Genomic DNA, 15318 nt, shown 5'->3' with positions numbered 1-15318 from the left:
ACAAATGGCACAGGGATAATTGTATCGATTAATGGGGGTCTGGCTAGTACAAGATAGTTTTAAGTCACAGACTGTAGGGGCGGGTTTTACTGCTATCCTTTCTTTGTTGACCCAGATGTGACTAAACCCGCCCCAACAAACGTGGCTTGGCGGATAGTTGACACGGATGGATTCACAGCGCCCCACCTGGGCGAGGGATTGGCTGAAACTGGTCATTAAAACAGGACTGGCAAGTTCCCTCAAAAGCATGAATAAACCGCTTCAACATATCAGTGTCTTCCCGAAAAACAGTCATCCATACCGACCAAAATCCTTTAGCTTGAGCCAACTCCACAATATCATCACGCTTATCTGGCGTATCATTTTCTTTAAGTTGCTTAAATTTTCTTTTTGCTATGCCCCAAGTATCCAGACGCTGAGACCAGCGATTATCTCTTGGGGAAAATTTAGGATGACCGGGAAATCTATCTAAACCTATTAATTCAAGTGTTCTTTGGGCTTGTTTCTGCTCAGACTCATTTAGGCTAGGATTCACACAGACATTGCCATTTTCAAGATATTCAAATTCACGGGCTGTATTGTCCCTGTCAGACCAGTAATAATCACTAAAAATTAGTTCTTCATGACCTTTAGCTGCATTGCAATTAACACAGGATTGAGTCCTAGAGGAGTATTTGTTGTTGGCAGCCATGAATTTTTACCTGAAAACTTGCGGCATCTCCAAGCAATTCGGTTAGGACTTTATCAGAAATAACGATGATTTTGGTTAGGATTGACGATTGATGGTTGACGGGTCATTGAGATTTCTCCAAAGACTTTAACAAACACAAGCGTTAGCTTGTAAAGGCTGATGAGATGCTAATGAACGGGGAATTAAGCCAGCAAAGGATAACTCCCCTTGTTCTTTGATTTGAGAATTGTTCTTGGCAAGAATAAATTCGAGTATTGACTGTGCTTGTTGGGGGTCATGCAGGTAGTAAATCGCCTGGGATTTAGGCGAGAGCCAGATTTGCAGCTTCCAGGGCTTAGATGCAGACACAGAATTGGGTTCGAGGGAAAAGGTAATCATTATCGGCTGGTGTCCTGATTTCGAGGAATTAAATAGATGGAGAACCTGAAGGTTGAGAGATAAACCTTTTCTTGATTCCCACTTATAACTTTACCGATATATTCCACTCTTTATAGAGAGTTAAATCATCTAGAGTTTTGATTATAATCAGCTCTGAGGGTGAGCCATGTAGTATTAATTTGATGAAATCGATCAACTTAATACAGTGATTTAAATCACCAACATTGTGGTGGAAAACCATTCTTTTTCCGGAGAAAAACTGCCAAACTGCAATTATTAGTTAGGTATCATTATTCATAAGTAGTCCGACAAAATTCAACTTGACGGTTGAGATGGGGGAACTCTTCACAGGGCATAGTCAGAGATTGAGGGGTTTTACAATTCTTAACTTAGTTAACAAAATTTATGTCCAGGTACTTACTTGCTCTTTTTCTAGTGGGGATGTTAATTTTCACAAAACGTTGCCTTTGTCAAGATCAAGTACTGAATTGGTGGTCTAAGACATACCCAAATCGGGATGTTCTGCTCAGAAGCGCCAAAATTATTACAATAAGTTAAACAAGTAGCATTAGAGATTAAACTTATGGTAAGTCGCAAAGACACGCTTTGGGAGCGATTCTTACAACCCATCGTTGGCGTATTGATCGACGGAGAGCAACTGCGCCAGCTTTATGAGAGTATTGACTGGGAACAAGAGAGCGATCGCGTCTCGACACCTGAGTTGGTTTACCCTGATTACTACAAGAGTCAGAACTTCCACGGTATTGAAGGGGGTTACCTGAATGGTGGTGCAGCAACGACTTACGATCCGATAACTCAATACGCTTTACCTCCCAATGAAACCTGGGTACGCCAGGGGTTAATCGATCGCATCCAGGGAACACCGCGACGGATTCTGGATTTAGGCTGCGGTACGGGTTCAACTACCCTACTGTTAAAACAGGCGTTTCCTCAAGCTGAGGTAATCGGTTTAGATTTATCACCTTATATGTTAGTCATGGCAGAACGCAAAGCCAAAGCCGCCGGGGTAGAGATTCAATGGCGTCATGGCAAAGCGGAAGAGACAGGTTTGCCAGAGGCGTCTTTTGACCTGGTAACCGCCTCCCTATTATTCCACGAAACCCCCCCAGCCGTGGCAAAGTCGATTCTGCGGGAAAGCTTCCGACTCCTCAAGGGAGGCGGACAAGTTCTGATTCTCGATGGCAATCAGCGAACATTGCGTCAAGTAAACTGGTTAACGGAGGTGTTTGAAGAACCCTATATTAAAGCTTACGCCACCGATAGCGTAGACGCTTGGATGGGTTCAGCCGGCTTTGAAGCGGTGCAAACTCAAGACGTGTGGTGGCTGAATCAGGTTACCCAGGGAATGAAACCTCTCCCGGTAAAAGGACAAGTGTACCAACGGACTCAACGCCGTACAATAGACGACTTCAGTTCCCAAGGTATTGTTTTCATTTATTAAGAATACGGAAAATTGCGGTAATCTGCGGTACTATATACATAAGTCGATAAGATTACCGCATGAAATTATCGGATTACGCTCTCATCACAAGGCGTCAGTTAGCGTAAGACGGAAAAAGTCATTAACGAGCTGCAATCATAGGAAGACAATGAGACTTGTTGAGAAGCACGTAGTTCGTAAAGGAAGTCGAGAATGGAAAGAGATTGATGATTTGGCATTCAAGTCTAAAAATCTTTACAACCGAGCCAATTACGAAATTCGTCAACACTTCTTTAAAACCAACCAAATCCTCTCCTACAACGAGATGGCATCTCGGATGCGACTAGAGGAGTCTTATTGTGCCTTACCTCGCAAAGTCTCTCAACAAGTCCTGCGGTGCTTGGACAGGAACTGGAAAGCATGGAAAGAAGCTAATAAGGCATACAATAAAAACCCTGTCTTATTCTTGGGCAAGCCCAAGCTTCCCAAGTATAAAGATAAAGAGAAGGGGCGTAATCTGCTGGTTTACACCATCCAGGCTATTAGCTCGAAAGAGTTGAAAAAAGGATGGATTAAGCCATCGGGAACAAAGCTTATGATATCTAGCAACAAGCAGGATATCAATGAAGTAAGAATTGTTCCCCGCCTGAATTACTACGTGGTTGAGGTGATTTATGAGCAACCCATTCAGCAATTGGTTAGCGGTGAAGCGGTAGCCGGTATAGATATTGGACTGAACAACTTAGCGGCTGTAACTTCAAATCAAAAAGGATTCAACCCTTTCCTGATTAACGGCAGACCGGTTAAGGCGGTTAACAATTACTACAACAAGAAAAAAGCCGAAGGGCAATCTCAACTCAAAGGAAACAGAAAAACGTCAAATAGAATTCAGCGTTTATCAACCAAGCGAGGATTCAAGATTGACGACTATCTCCATAAATCCAGTCGGTTTATTATCAACCAGTTGGTTGAGAAAAATATATCAACTCTTGTGATTGGCAAAAACGAGAACTGGAAGCAGGTAATCCGTATCGGTAAGGCTAATAATCAGAATTTTACTAGTGTTCCCCATGCAAGATTTATCGAGATGTTGACCTATAAAGCTGAACGGGTTGGTATAAAAGTCATCATCACCGAAGAATCTTATACGTCGGTTGCTAGTTTCCTGGATGGAGATTTTATTCCTGTTCACGGAAGCCCAGAGGCTAAAGCCGTAAAATTTAGCGGTCGTCGTGTTAAGCGTGGGTTGTACAAATCAAAAATCGGCATCAAATTCAACGCCGACATCAACGGCAGTTACAACATCATTCGCAAAGTAGTCCCAGATGCTTTTGGCAATGGGATAGAGGGTGTAGTAGTTCACCCAGTCAAGATTACTCTGACAAACTAATTTCCGCGTTTTTCCGCAAAATTAGGAACTATTCCATCTCCAGCATAGTGACGAATGGGGTCAGCTAATGTGCGTTTAAATGGGTTATTACCTGTTCCCCATTCCCTTTGCGGAATTTAAGTATCCTAATCTAAATACTGAACAGCTTATGAGTTTAAAGGCAGTTCTGTTTGATTTCAACGGCGTGATTATTAACGATGAGTCGATTCACCAGCAACTCATCGAAGAAATTATGCTGGGCGAAAATCTGCGTTCCTCGGCGGCGGATTACTGGGAGGATTGTTTGGGGCGTAGCGATCGCGCCTGTCTAAAAGTATTATTGGAAAAGCGAGGTCGGATGGTTGATGATGACTACTTAACCCGTTTGATCTCCCGAAAAGCCGACGCCTACCGCCGTCAACTGGAAACTCTATCTAAATTACCCATATATCCGGGAGTCGAAGATTTAATTTACAAAATCCGCGTGGCTCAGTTACCCATGGGAGTGGTGAGTGGTGCTTTGCGATCGGAAGTTGAGTTAGTCTTGGATCGGGCTAAACTATTGCAATATTTTCCGGTTATTGTGGCAGGTGATGACATTAAGGTCAGTAAACCTGAACCGGATGGCTATCTGTTAGCTGTGGAACGCCTCAATCAGCAGTTTCCAGAACTTAATGCCAAATCCTCCGATTGTCTCGCCATTGAGGATACACCGGCTGGCATTGAAGCGGCAAAACGAGCTGGGATGGAAGTCGTCGGCGTTGCTAATACCTATCCTTTCCACATGCTTCAGCGTCAAGCTGACTGGACGGTTGATTATCTCCATCAGCTTGAACTTGAACGAGTGCAGGAAGTCTATGCTCAAGTTGTGGGTTAGTAACCATGAGCCATAAGTGTTAAAATAAGTAAATGTAGTCTGGGGAATTAGCTCAGTTGGTAGAGCGCTGCGATCGCACCGCAGAGGTCACCGGTTCAAATCCGGTATTCTCCATTTTTGTCGATTGCCACATTATTTGTCATTGTTGTCAGATTAGTGTCATCTTGACAAATTGAATGTCATTTAACTGCAATGAGTGGCGAAAATAGCAAAGCACTCAAGGCTTGATTTTGAGTAGAAGCTGCAACTTGACGATCAACGGCAAGATGGGTTAAAAAATCTTGAATTTCCAGCACCCCCATCTCACGGGGATGCTTTTTGGTATAGTAAAAGAGATACAAGACTAGATTTTAGGTTTGCCCTCTTTGGGAGGCATTATTGGCTATGCCTTCCAGAAAATCTTGATCCTAATTTTTTGCTTTAACGTTGCACTAGCGACTCGCTAAATGTTTAGTTATGATTAAAGACTGTCGATGATAACGGCTATTGTCTGGATATAGGCTATCGAATGACAAACGATCAGAAGAAAAAGCTCGAAACTCAGTTGTGGAATATTGCCGACCAGCTACGGGGCAAGATGAATGCCGATGAGTTTCGGGATTATTGTCTAGGATTTATTTTCTATAAGTACCTCTCTGAGCGTCAGCACCTTTACGCCAATGAAATCTTGGCTGAGGATGAAATAGATTTTCTAGACATTGACGAAGACTCGGAAGACGGGCAGGAATATTTAGAGGCTCTCAAAGAGGAGTCCATTGCTCAGTAAGGAAAGCGAGGAGGATTTTGATCGCCTGTTTGAGGAGCTGGATCTAACTTCCACGAAGCTAGGTCGCACCCCAAAGGCGAAGAATGCGCTAATCGCTAAGATTTTGGTGCATCTGGATAAGATTGATTTTCGGTTAGAGGATACCGAAAGTGATGTGCTGGGGGATGCCTACGAGTATCTGATTGGGCAGTTTGCCAGTGGTGCGGGCAAGAAGGCAGGGGAGTTTTACACGCCGCAGCAGGTAAGTAAGGTGTTGGCGAAAATTGTGACTACCGGAAAAGAACGCCTCAAGTCGGTGTATGACCCCACCTGTGGTTCTGGCTCTTTGCTGCTGCGGGTGGCGCGAGAAGTGGAGTCGGTGGGGGATTTTTATGGGCAAGAGATGAACCGCACCACCTATAACCTGGCGCGAATGAATATGATTTTGCATGGGGTGCATTATCGCAATTTTGATTTGCGGCAAGAGGATACGCTGGAGCATCCGCAGCATGAGGGGAGGCGGTTTGAGGCGGTGGTGGCGAATCCGCCGTTTTCAGCGAAGTGGAGTGCGAATAAGCTGTTTGAGTCCGATGACCGCTTTAGTCAGTATGGGCGGCTGGCTCCGTCATCAAAGGCGGATTTTGCCTTTGTGCAGCACATGCTGCATCACCTGGATGAAAACGGGGCGATGGCGGTGGTGTTGCCCCATGGGGTGTTGTTTCGCGGTGGGGCGGAGGGGGCGATTCGTCAGTATGTGATCAAGGAGCGCAATTGGTTGGATGCGGTGATTGGGTTGCCTGCGAATATTTTTTATGGGACGAGTATTCCGACGTGCGTTTTGGTGTTTAAGAAGTGTCGAGAGCAGCCGGAAGATGTGCTGTTTATTGACGCGAGTGCCTATTTTGAGAAGGCGAAGAACCAGAACTATTTGCGGGATGGGGATGTTGATAAGATTATATTGACCTATCGGAAACGGTTGGAGGAGGACAAATATAGTTATCGGGCACTGCTGGCGGAGATTGCGGAGAATGATTTTAATTTAAATATTCCGCGCTATGTGGATACGTTTGAGGAGGAGGAGCCGATTGATTTGGATGCGGTGGTGCAGGAGATCCGGGCGATTGATGAGGGGATGGCGGGGACGGATCGACTGATTCGGGGGTTTTGTGAGGAGTTGGGGATTGAGGCACCGTTTTAGGGGATGGGAAATATAATAAAGGCATTCCCTAAAGGAGATTTAATTAATGAATGCAATGATTCAATTTACCGCTAAAGTGGTGCAAGGCAAAATCGTTATTCCTGATGAATATATGGGTATAGTTGGCAACGATGTAGTTGAAGTAACTATCAAGCCTAAGTCATCTCGACTGATGGATCGTCTTGCCGAGCAACCTTTAATAGCAGTGGGCTGGCGTGATTTGTCAAGAGATGAGATTCATGAGCGAGGCAATGGATAAAAAATTCATTGACTCTAATATTTGGCTTTATCGGTTTCTCATCGATCCCAAAGTAGATCCTCAACAATATGAGTCAAAAAGGCTCATGGCGATTAATTTAACTCAACATGTCGATTGTAGTCTTGTGATTAGCACCCAAGTGATTACTGAAACTTGTGCTGTGCTAAAAAGGAAAACCAACATTATTGATCAGGACATTTTAGAGTTGGTTGAAGAATTTGAATCCCAGTGTGAAATTGTCAACTTGACAACTGCTGAGATTAAAAAAGCTTGTCTGTTAAGAGCAAAGTATTATTTTTCTTATTGGGATAGTCTGATAATTGCGACTGCTCTAAAGTCTCAGGCTAAGGTTCTATATTCAGAAGATATGCAACACGGTTTGTTGATTGGAGATAGCTTAACTATTCTCAATCCGGTTGTACATCTATATAGTTCTCAATTAAAAACTGTAAGCGTGGAAGTCCCATCTCAAACAGAACAAGAAAAAGTAGTTTATTTTCTCACTACCATCCATCAAAAAATCGAAGCCATTGCCCAACAAATCGAATTAACCGAGCAATTCAAAAAAGGCTTACTCCAAAAAATGTTTGTTTAGCTTGTTAAAATCAAACCAAATAACCCAGAGCTAAACTACCCCCAATCCGCGACAAACTGAAGAGGTCACAAAACCATGATCGCAGCCCCAGAAAAATTCCCCACCCTAACCCCCGAAGAATACTTCACTTGGGAAGAACAGCAACTCGAAAAACACGAGCTGATCGACGGTCAAGTATACGCCATGGGCGGCGGTAGTAAAAACCATAGCCTCATTTCCGTTAGACTGATTACCCTGTTTTCCAACCATCTTGAAAGCAGTAGCTGCGAAGTCGGTAACTCAGACCTGAGAATTAATATGGTCGGCACAAATAACTACACCTATCCCGATGTCAGCGTCACCTGCGACGATCGCGACAAAACCACAACCCAATACATTACCTATCCCTGCTTAGTCGTTGAAGTTCTTTCTCCCAGCACCGAAGCCTACGACCGAGGCAGCAAATTTAGAATGTATCGCCATAATCCAGCCCTACAAGATTATTTATTAGTCAGTTCCACCCGCATGGAAATCGATTTGTATCACAAAAAACAGACAGGCGAATGGCTGATCGTCAACTACCAAGCAGGCGACACCATCGAACTCAAAAGCATCAATCTAAGTTTTCCCATTGAGCAAATCTATCGCAATCTCAACCTCACCCCAGAAACTGAATCAACTCAATCACCCTAAACTCTATTCCCTATTCTCTAAAAAAGATGTTTGTGTAAATCGTTAAAATACTACCAAAACCACCCAAGGAGAAACTCATGTTAACCCTAGAAATGGCAATCGAAAAAATTCAACAATTCTCCTCCGAACAGCGCAAGCAAGTCATTCAGTTTATCGAATTCCTCGACTTCACAGCTAACCAAACCACCACAGCCCCAGAGCCTCCCTCACCCGATGCAGAAGAAGCATTCTTCGAGCTAGCAGGAATCTGGGAAAACAAAGACATCACCGCCGAATCCCTCCGCGCCGAAGCCTGGAGAGAAACCAAGTCATGATCCTCTGTGATACGAATGTACTTATAGAATTCTATAAAGGCAATCCCGCGATCATCCAGGAGCTAAGACAGATCGGCATCGCGCAACTAGCAATCAGCGTGATTGCCCAAGCCGAACTCTACTACGGTGCGCTCAACAAAGCCGAATTACTCAGAATCCAAAAACACCTAAATCTACTGCACAACCTGCCGATTGATCGGCAAGTCTCCAGTCAGTTCATTCAACTCATGGCGCAATATTCCCTCAGTCATAAACTCGCCATCCCCGATGCCCTAATTGCCGCTACCGCCCTAGTCAATGACCTAGAACTCTATACACTCAATACCAAAGACTTTCGCTTTATTGAAAGCCTTAGACTATATCATCTTTAAACCATGACTCAATCGGAACAAGAACTCGAACAAGACCTAATTCAACGCCTCACGGGACTCGGCTACGAACCCATCACCATCCGCAACGCCGAAGATTTACGAGCAAACCTGAAAACCCAGCTCGAAAAGCATAATAATATCCAACTCAGCGACGACGAATTTAAGCGAGTCCTCAACCACCTCGACAAAGGCAACGTCTTCGATCGCGCCAAACGCCTCCGCGACAAAATGGAACTGCCCCGCGACGACGGCAGCACCATTTACCTCGAATTCCTCAACACCGAACACTGGTGCCAAAACCAATACCAAGTCACCAACCAAGTCACCCAGCAAGGCAAATACAAAAACCGCTACGACGTTACCCTGCTGATCAACGGTTTGCCCCTCGTCCAAATCGAACTCAAACGCCGAGGGCTAGAACTCAAAGAAGCATTTAACCAAATCAACCGCTACCAGCGCCATTCCTACAGCGCTGAATTGGGCCTATTTAACTACATTCAAATTTTCGTCATCTCCAACGGCGTTGATACCCGCTACTACGCCAACAACCGCAAACAATCCTACAAACAAACCTTCTTCTGGGCCAATGCAGACAATACCCTAGTCACCCAGTTAGACGACTTTGCCGATCGATTCCTGGAGAAATGCCACGTCTCCAAAATGATCTGCAAATACATCGTCTTGCACGAGTCGGACAAAATGCTGATGGTGCTGCGCCCCTACCAGTACTACGCCGTTGAAGCCATTATCGAGCGCGTCAAAAACACTAATAAAAACGGCTACATCTGGCACACTACCGGCTCCGGCAAAACCCTCACCAGCTTTAAAGCCGCCCAAATCCTCACCCAGCTTCCCACCGTCCATAAAGTCCTGTTTGTCGTAGACCGTGCCGACCTCGACTACCAAACCAGCAAAGAATTTAACTACTTCAGCCCCGACTGTGTAGACACCACCGACAACACCCACCAGCTCGTCAACCAAATCACAGGCGATAGCACCCTGATCGTCACTACTATCCAGAAACTGAATCGAGCGATCACCAACCACCGCCATGAAGCCGCCATGGAACCCCTGCGGGATAAACCCATTGTGTTCATTTTTGACGAGTGCCACCGCTCCCAATTTGGCGAAACCCACCGCAATATCGTTCGCTTTTTCCAAAATGCCCAACTCTTCGGCTTTACTGGGACTCCCATCTTTGCCGAGAAAAATGTCTATGTTAAAGATGGACTCAAACTCTCCACAGCCTCCTTATTTACCGAATGCCTGCATCGGTATGTCATTACTAATGCCATTGCCGATCAAAACGTCCTTAAGTTTTCCGTTGAGTACTGGGGCAAACTCAAACGCAAAGACGGCAGCCTGATCGCCGAACCCAAAGCCGACCGAGACTTTTTTGAAAATCCCAACCGCATTGCCCTAATCGTGGATTGGATTATTGCCCACCACAATCGTAAAACCAGCGGCAAAAAGTTCTCCGCCATGCTCTGCACCAGCAACATCAACACGCTGATCGCCTATTACGAAACCTTTAAGCAAAAGCAACAGCAGGGCTTACATGACCTGCGGGTCGTCACCATCTTCACCCCCGGCACTAACGAAGAGGATGACGACGCGAATGGACTCATTGGCGATCCAGATTTTGATATCAGCACCAGCACCCGCAGCCACAGCCGCGACAAGCTGAATGAGTTCATCGCCGACTACAACCAGCTCTACCAAACCAATCAGTCTGCCAAAGACAGTCAGGCATTCTACGCCTACTACAAAGACATCTCCAAGCGAATGAAAGATCGAGATCGGGAAGACTTTCAAGACAAGGAACGAGCCGACATTCTGCTAGTGGTGAATATGTTCCTCACGGGCTTTGATGTCAAAAAGCTCAACACCCTCTACGTCGATAAAAACCTCAAATACCACGGCTTGATTCAAGCCTACTCCCGCACCAACCGCATTCTGGGGGAACTTAAATCTCAAGGGAATATCGTCTGCTTCCGTAATCTCAAAGAAAATACAGACGATGCCGTTGCCCTCTTTTCTGACGAAAACGCCAAAGAAGAGATTTTCATTGAACCCTATGAGCACTACGTCGAGCAATTTAATGAAGGCGTTCAGGAACTTCGGACTATTGCCGCTATCCCCAACGATGTCAATCAACTCATTAGCGAAGACGACCAAGTAGAGTTTGTCAAAGCCTTCCGTAACCTCATTCGGTTGCTCAATGTCAGCAAGTCATTCACCGAGTTTGAGTTCTCTGACTTGAACATGGACGCGCAAACCTTCGAGGACTACAAGAGTAAGTATTTAGACATCTACGATCGCACCCGAAATAGAAACAATGACGACAGCGACCCTACCCTCGTAGAGGAAGTTGATTTTGAACTAGAACTCATCCAACGAGACGAAATCAATGTGGCCTACATTCTGAAGCTACTGGCCGACCTGCAACGGGGTGTCCAAAAAGCCGAAACCAGCCAGGAAGACTACCAGAAGAAGAAGTCCGATATTCTAGAGCTGCTGGGTAAAGAAGCTCAACTCCGCAATAAGCGAGATCTGCTAGAGAAATTTATCGAAGACCGCATGACGACACTCGCGCCAGAAGAAGAAGTCGAGCAAGTCTTTAAGGATTTCTGGACCCAAGAACGGGTTGAAGCCATTCGTCAGCTCTGCTCAGACGAAAACCTGAATGAGGATGCCGTTAATCAGATAATTGCCAACTATAAATTCTCTGGCAAGGAACCCTTGCGTGAGACTGTGTTGAGTGCCTGTAACGAGAAACCCAAGTTATTAGAACGCAAGAAAATCTTCAAGCGAGTCGTAACCCGATTACTAGACATCATTCAAAAGTTTGATGACAACCTGGGTGGCTTTGAGGAGGAAGAATAAAACAGCCCTAAAAACGGAGCGATCGTCAATTCGGCATTATAGCTGGAGTTGGTAAGAAGCCTACACTGTATTCTGTAGAATCAGTCTAGGAGTATGTCACTCGTATAAACCTCATCCCACCATGATTCAAATTCAACTGAACCTACCCGAAAGTGCCTTCTGTTGCCCTCCGCAGTACCCCAGACGAATTTGCCCAAGAACTACTGATTGCCGCGATCGTTAAGTGGTACGAGGTTGGGATAATTTCCCAATCCAAAGCGACTGAAATTATAGGGATCAGTCGTCAAGAGTTTTTTCAAGCTTTGCACCGCTTTAGCGTTTCCCCTTTTCAAACCACCCCCGAAGAACTGACGGAGGAAGTAAGCCGTGGTTAAGGGTTGGGTAGTCAATGCCTCACCGATCATCAGCCTGACCAAAATTGACCGCATTCATTTACTGAGTGAACTCTGCGATGAAGTTGTTATTCCCCAAGGTGTTGCCGATGAGATTCTTCTAGGTGGATATGCTGACAGTGCATTTCTTTGGCTGCTCAAATAAACGCTCAAAAACTTCCTCGCCATCAGTAACTTGACCTTTAGCAATTTATTCGGCTCCCACTTCAATCTGTGGGCGGAGTTTGCGGAACAGTTAGAAGGCAATGTCTTCGTACAGGTTAGTCAACTCAGCTTCAAACTCAAGGCTAGTAAGGTGAAAGGTGTTGTGACTGGGGGCATAGAATTGAAATAACCACAGCCCCCTCTCGGTACGACGGTAACAGTCTACTCGTTGCTGTCTGGTACTAATCAAGACATATTCTTGCAGACTGTCGAGGGTTTGATAGTCGATGAATTTATCCCCTCGGTCAAAGGCTTCGGTAGAGTCAGAGAGGACTTCAATGATTAGTTTGGGATAACGCTTATAGGTAGTGGTTTCTGCGTCGCGGGGGTCACAAGTCACCATCAAATCAGGATAGTAGTAACAGTTGCAGTCTTCAAGTTTGGCTTTAACATCGGCAAAATATACGCGACAGTCTGACCCCCGTAGGTGGCTACGCAGCAGGGTGTAGAGGTTTCCAGCAATCGTATTATGAGCATCGGTTGTCCCCGCCATAGCATAGGCTTCACCATCGCGATATTCGTGTTTGGTGTCGCTGGTGGCTTCGAGTTGGAGGTATTCGTCAGGAGAGAGGCGATAATTGTCTGGGGTAGCAATCATGGATGAGGAAGGGGCGAATTGGGTAGTCCTGTTTTTAATTTAGTTCAAAAAGCGCAAGTATTCCTCCCGGTACTCTCACCAAACTTCGAGGTATCGCTAAACGTTCTAGCAAAACTCCCAGCGATGAATAACTGCAAGCAGAGTACACCGATTATTTAGTTCAAAAATATCAGTAGCCTTTCTTGTGAAAATTCTCATTGATACCAATGTTGTCAATGCAGAAACGGGACAAATTCAGCTAGAAATTAAGGGATTGGCGACCCCCAAAAGCCAGGAAGCCCAACGGGTTTGTCGGGAGGACTTAACCGAACTGGTGACAGCTTTTGTCCAAGACAAGCCCACCATCGAGCGCGGTCTGTTTGACGAAGAACTGGTGTCAGAAGAACTGACCCAGGTGCGGATGGGCAAAATTATCCAAGAGAAGTTTCCAGAATTTGAGCAGGAAGATCAAGAGACAGTTCGTCAACACGCGATCGCCGAACGGCTTAACTGGGTTATCGCGCTCCTCACTAAACCATCTTCCGCACCATCGTACATTTCAAATAGGCTCTGACGAGGACTTGACTTTGCTTTAGTCTTTTTCTTCTTACCCTTACCCCTTCTAGAATCGAATCTATGGAAGAAACATTTTTTAGCAGTTGTGAAGCTTCACGTTTTATATCGTAGTTCATCAACTCATTCAATAAATCCAACACAGCTTTGACATAGTTAGGGACATATTAGTTGTCGAGGTTAGTTACAATAGGTTGACGAGCCTAGTGCAATCAAACAAAAGACAGTGGAAGAGCCAATGGAAACACAATATAAAGTGATCAGCGACTGGCTATGCCTGACGACCAAACAAAAAGCCAGGAAAATTGAGAGCCATCTTAATCGACTTTCTGCGGAAGGATGGGAGTTTGTCGCCCTTGATGCCGTGATGTTTTTTGGGAATGACGTTGGATTCTACCTGATCCTCAAGAGATCATTTTCAGAAAACCCTACTATTCAACAGGGTTAGGAATGTAGCTTATGAAATATAAGATTGTATTTCTAGTATTATCGCTTTTCCTATATGGCATAGCACTTGCGCTACCTTGCCTTTTGTTTAATGTAGTTCCTACAGACTCTGTTGGCGTGAGTCCCTCTGACCCTAATGACGTTTATGCCATGAAGGGGATCGAACTGACTTTCTTTGGCATTTTTGGATTACTTTTTCTGCAAATTCCCGCGATTGGATGGTTCGCTAATCCACTCTATTGGTTGTGCTGCATCACTTTTATAATGCAACGATACAGGTTCTCAGCTATAGCTGGAATAGCCGCCATTCTTATTGGTTTTGGAGGAACGTTTTCAGCATTTTGGTTCAACTTGCCTGCGGATAGTGGTGGCGTTTCTGAATTTACTCTGAATCAATTATTGTTGGGTTTCTGGCTATGGCTAGCGGCTCCTGGCTTAATAGCCCTAGCTTCTTTCATCGGTCTATTAAAAGAGCCAGCCCGATTAACCACTAGAAGTGATTAAGAAAGGAGCGATAGATTAGAGATATGAACACTAAACAGCTTTCCATCGATGCCCTATGGGAGTCATTAATATCTCAGGAGCGCTTATTCAGTCCAGATGACTTTGCTCATTTGCCAGATGCAGCTAGACGATATCTCGAACATGCGATCGCGCCTGGAACTGCGATCGCCTCAGCAGTGCGCCTAAAAATGCATGGCGAAATCAAATTAAAGAACTGGAGTCCCTTCACCGCAGAACAAGTCGTCTGCTGGGAGCGCGGATTTATTTGGAGTGCCACCGCCTGGATGAACCACTTACCGATCGTGGGATCAGATCGGATCATTGATGGCATCGGGGCGATGCAATGGAAGCTGCTGGGGCTATTTCCGGTGATGACCGGAACCGGTGCTGATATTACCCGATCGGCGGCGGGTCGCTTCCACACCGAGTTAATGCTGTTGCCATCGGCGCTTTGTCGGAGTGACGTGACCTGGAGCAGCACAGAGACATCGCACCTACATGCCAGTTTTATAGCCCAAGGTGAACAGGCAGGACTCGACTTAACCATTGACCAGAAAGGTCGACTCAAAACTGCGAAACTGCCGCGCTGGGGCAATCCAGAAGGTGCGGAACACCATTATGTGGACTTCGGGGCAATTGTAGAAGAAGAAGGCACATTCTGTAGCTACACGATTCCTACCCGTTTGCGGGTTGGGTGGTACTTCGGCACTGAGCGGTTTGAGTCAGAAGGCGAGTTCTTCCGCGCCACCATTGATGAGGTCATCTATCAGTAATCATGAGTAGTTTCAGAAAGCCCGATCTGAAGAAATCTATGCTGATTAAAAA

General features: G+C 45.4%; 16 protein-coding genes, 1 tRNA gene and 4 pseudogenes. 17 read left to right on the top strand and 4 right to left on the bottom strand.

Annotation, left to right across the window (positions count from 1 at the left end; all coding sequences use genetic code 11):
• Positions 1-172 precede the first annotated feature (172 nt).
• Together RID09_RS01755 and RID09_RS01750 are read right to left on the bottom strand one after the other, a co-directional pair.
• On the bottom strand, positions 173-691 hold the full coding sequence (locus RID09_RS01755; protein ID WP_446334227.1) for a hypothetical protein: 519 nt from the start codon (positions 689-691) through the stop codon (positions 173-175).
• A gap of 126 nt (positions 692-817) precedes the next feature.
• Positions 818-1069 (bottom strand): hypothetical protein, encoded by a 252-nt coding sequence (locus RID09_RS01750; protein WP_446334226.1) that lies wholly within the window; start codon positions 1067-1069, stop codon positions 818-820.
• Positions 1070-1652: 583 nt separating this feature from the next.
• Between RID09_RS01750 and RID09_RS01745 the strand changes: the two genes are divergently transcribed.
• The 4 genes from RID09_RS01745 (at position 1653) to RID09_RS01730 (ending at position 4870) form a co-directional block, all read left to right on the top strand.
• A complete protein-coding gene (locus RID09_RS01745; RefSeq protein WP_446334225.1) occupies positions 1653-2531 on the top strand; it encodes a class I SAM-dependent methyltransferase in 879 nt (292 codons plus the stop codon).
• A 148-nt stretch (positions 2532-2679) separates the two neighbouring features.
• Positions 2680-3900, top strand: coding sequence for an RNA-guided endonuclease InsQ/TnpB family protein (locus RID09_RS01740; RefSeq protein ID WP_446334224.1), 1221 nt, complete (start codon positions 2680-2682; stop codon positions 3898-3900).
• Between the two features lie 148 nt (positions 3901-4048).
• Entirely contained in the window at positions 4049-4756 is a 708-nt protein-coding gene (locus tag RID09_RS01735; RefSeq protein WP_446334241.1) for an HAD family hydrolase, read from the top strand.
• Between the two features lie 41 nt (positions 4757-4797).
• Positions 4798-4870, top strand: a tRNA-Ala gene (locus tag RID09_RS01730).
• An 89-nt stretch (positions 4871-4959) separates the two neighbouring features.
• Here RID09_RS01730 and RID09_RS01725 read toward each other — a convergent pair.
• Positions 4960-5094: pseudogene (locus tag RID09_RS01725) on the bottom strand (phage integrase N-terminal SAM-like domain-containing protein); the annotation flags it as partial.
• A 170-nt stretch (positions 5095-5264) separates the two neighbouring features.
• Here RID09_RS01725 and RID09_RS01720 point away from each other — a divergent pair.
• The 9 genes and pseudogenes from RID09_RS01720 to RID09_RS01680 all read left to right on the top strand — a co-directional run bounded on the left by RID09_RS01720 (position 5265) and on the right by RID09_RS01680 (position 12333).
• A pseudogene (locus tag RID09_RS01720) lies at positions 5265-6699 on the top strand (type I restriction-modification system subunit M).
• 46 nt (positions 6700-6745) lie between these two features.
• A complete protein-coding gene (locus RID09_RS01715; RefSeq protein ID WP_446334223.1) occupies positions 6746-6958 on the top strand; it encodes a hypothetical protein in 213 nt (70 codons plus the stop codon).
• Positions 6939-7553: a PIN domain-containing protein gene (locus RID09_RS01710; protein WP_446334222.1), complete on the top strand. Its 615-nt coding sequence runs from the start codon at positions 6939-6941 to the stop codon at positions 7551-7553. The genes RID09_RS01715 and RID09_RS01710 overlap by 20 nt, the downstream gene beginning before the upstream one ends.
• 75 nt (positions 7554-7628) lie before the next feature.
• Positions 7629-8225, top strand: a complete 597-nt coding sequence (locus RID09_RS01705; protein WP_446334221.1) for a Uma2 family endonuclease — start codon at positions 7629-7631, stop codon at positions 8223-8225.
• 77 nt (positions 8226-8302) lie between these two features.
• Entirely contained in the window at positions 8303-8539 is a 237-nt protein-coding gene (locus RID09_RS01700; protein WP_446334220.1) for a DUF2281 domain-containing protein, read from the top strand.
• Positions 8536-8910, top strand: a complete 375-nt coding sequence (locus tag RID09_RS01695; RefSeq protein WP_446334219.1) for a PIN domain-containing protein — start codon at positions 8536-8538, stop codon at positions 8908-8910. The genes RID09_RS01700 and RID09_RS01695 overlap by 4 nt, the downstream gene beginning before the upstream one ends.
• A gap of 3 nt (positions 8911-8913) precedes the next feature.
• A complete protein-coding gene (locus RID09_RS01690; RefSeq protein WP_446334218.1) occupies positions 8914-11796 on the top strand; it encodes a type I restriction endonuclease subunit R in 2883 nt (960 codons plus the stop codon).
• 121 nt (positions 11797-11917) lie between these two features.
• Positions 11918-12170, top strand: a pseudogene (locus tag RID09_RS01685) (UPF0175 family protein).
• Positions 12163-12333, top strand: coding sequence for a hypothetical protein (locus RID09_RS01680; RefSeq protein WP_446334217.1), 171 nt, complete (start codon positions 12163-12165; stop codon positions 12331-12333). Before RID09_RS01685 ends, RID09_RS01680 begins: the two are co-directional and overlap by 8 nt.
• 90 nt (positions 12334-12423) lie before the next feature.
• Here RID09_RS01680 and RID09_RS01675 read toward each other — a convergent pair whose 3' ends face one another.
• The gene (locus RID09_RS01675) at positions 12424-12990 is read right to left on the bottom strand and encodes a Uma2 family endonuclease (RefSeq protein WP_446334216.1); all 567 of its coding nucleotides are present in this window, start codon (positions 12988-12990) and stop codon (positions 12424-12426) included.
• A 211-nt stretch (positions 12991-13201) separates the two neighbouring features.
• Here RID09_RS01675 and RID09_RS01670 point away from each other — a divergent pair.
• From RID09_RS01670 to RID09_RS01655, 4 genes and pseudogenes are all read left to right on the top strand, one after another.
• A pseudogene (locus RID09_RS01670) lies at positions 13202-13468 on the top strand (DEAD/DEAH box helicase); the annotation flags it as partial.
• Between the two features lie 312 nt (positions 13469-13780).
• Entirely contained in the window at positions 13781-13990 is a 210-nt protein-coding gene (locus RID09_RS01665; RefSeq protein WP_446334215.1) for a hypothetical protein, read from the top strand.
• A gap of 11 nt (positions 13991-14001) precedes the next feature.
• Positions 14002-14493 carry a hypothetical protein gene (locus RID09_RS01660; RefSeq protein WP_446334214.1) on the top strand — a complete coding sequence of 164 codons (492 nt, stop codon included), beginning with the start codon at positions 14002-14004 and terminating at the stop codon, positions 14491-14493.
• A 23-nt stretch (positions 14494-14516) separates the two neighbouring features.
• Complete coding sequence (locus RID09_RS01655) at positions 14517-15266, top strand: DUF6920 family protein (RefSeq protein WP_446334213.1); 750 nt, start codon at positions 14517-14519, stop codon at positions 15264-15266.
• The last annotated feature ends 52 nt before the right edge of the window (positions 15267-15318 follow it).

Source organism: Coleofasciculus sp. G1-WW12-02 (genome assembly GCF_040219735.1).
In the GTDB taxonomy this organism is placed as follows: Bacteria; Cyanobacteriota; Cyanobacteriia; order Cyanobacteriales; family Coleofasciculaceae; genus Coleofasciculus.
The sequence above is the reverse complement of the archived record's forward strand: the minus strand, read 5'-3'. Positions and strand labels throughout refer to the sequence as shown.

Coding starts and splice junctions, on each gene's coding strand:
- RID09_RS01755 (WP_446334227.1), bottom strand. CDS start 691: ATGGCTGCCAACAACAAATACTCCTCTAGGACTCAATCCTGTGTTAAT.
- RID09_RS01750 (WP_446334226.1), bottom strand. CDS start 1,069: ATGATTACCTTTTCCCTCGAACCCAATTCTGTGTCTGCATCTAAGCCC.
- RID09_RS01745 (WP_446334225.1), top strand. CDS start 1,653: ATGGTAAGTCGCAAAGACACGCTTTGGGAGCGATTCTTACAACCCATC.
- RID09_RS01740 (WP_446334224.1), top strand. CDS start 2,680: ATGAGACTTGTTGAGAAGCACGTAGTTCGTAAAGGAAGTCGAGAATGG.
- RID09_RS01735 (WP_446334241.1), top strand. CDS start 4,049: ATGAGTTTAAAGGCAGTTCTGTTTGATTTCAACGGCGTGATTATTAAC.
- RID09_RS01715 (WP_446334223.1), top strand. CDS start 6,746: ATGAATGCAATGATTCAATTTACCGCTAAAGTGGTGCAAGGCAAAATC.
- RID09_RS01710 (WP_446334222.1), top strand. CDS start 6,939: ATGAGCGAGGCAATGGATAAAAAATTCATTGACTCTAATATTTGGCTT.
- RID09_RS01705 (WP_446334221.1), top strand. CDS start 7,629: ATGATCGCAGCCCCAGAAAAATTCCCCACCCTAACCCCCGAAGAATAC.
- RID09_RS01700 (WP_446334220.1), top strand. CDS start 8,303: ATGTTAACCCTAGAAATGGCAATCGAAAAAATTCAACAATTCTCCTCC.
- RID09_RS01695 (WP_446334219.1), top strand. CDS start 8,536: ATGATCCTCTGTGATACGAATGTACTTATAGAATTCTATAAAGGCAAT.
- RID09_RS01690 (WP_446334218.1), top strand. CDS start 8,914: ATGACTCAATCGGAACAAGAACTCGAACAAGACCTAATTCAACGCCTC.
- RID09_RS01675 (WP_446334216.1), bottom strand. CDS start 12,990: ATGATTGCTACCCCAGACAATTATCGCCTCTCTCCTGACGAATACCTC.
- RID09_RS01665 (WP_446334215.1), top strand. CDS start 13,781: ATGGAAACACAATATAAAGTGATCAGCGACTGGCTATGCCTGACGACC.
- RID09_RS01660 (WP_446334214.1), top strand. CDS start 14,002: ATGAAATATAAGATTGTATTTCTAGTATTATCGCTTTTCCTATATGGC.
- RID09_RS01655 (WP_446334213.1), top strand. CDS start 14,517: ATGAACACTAAACAGCTTTCCATCGATGCCCTATGGGAGTCATTAATA.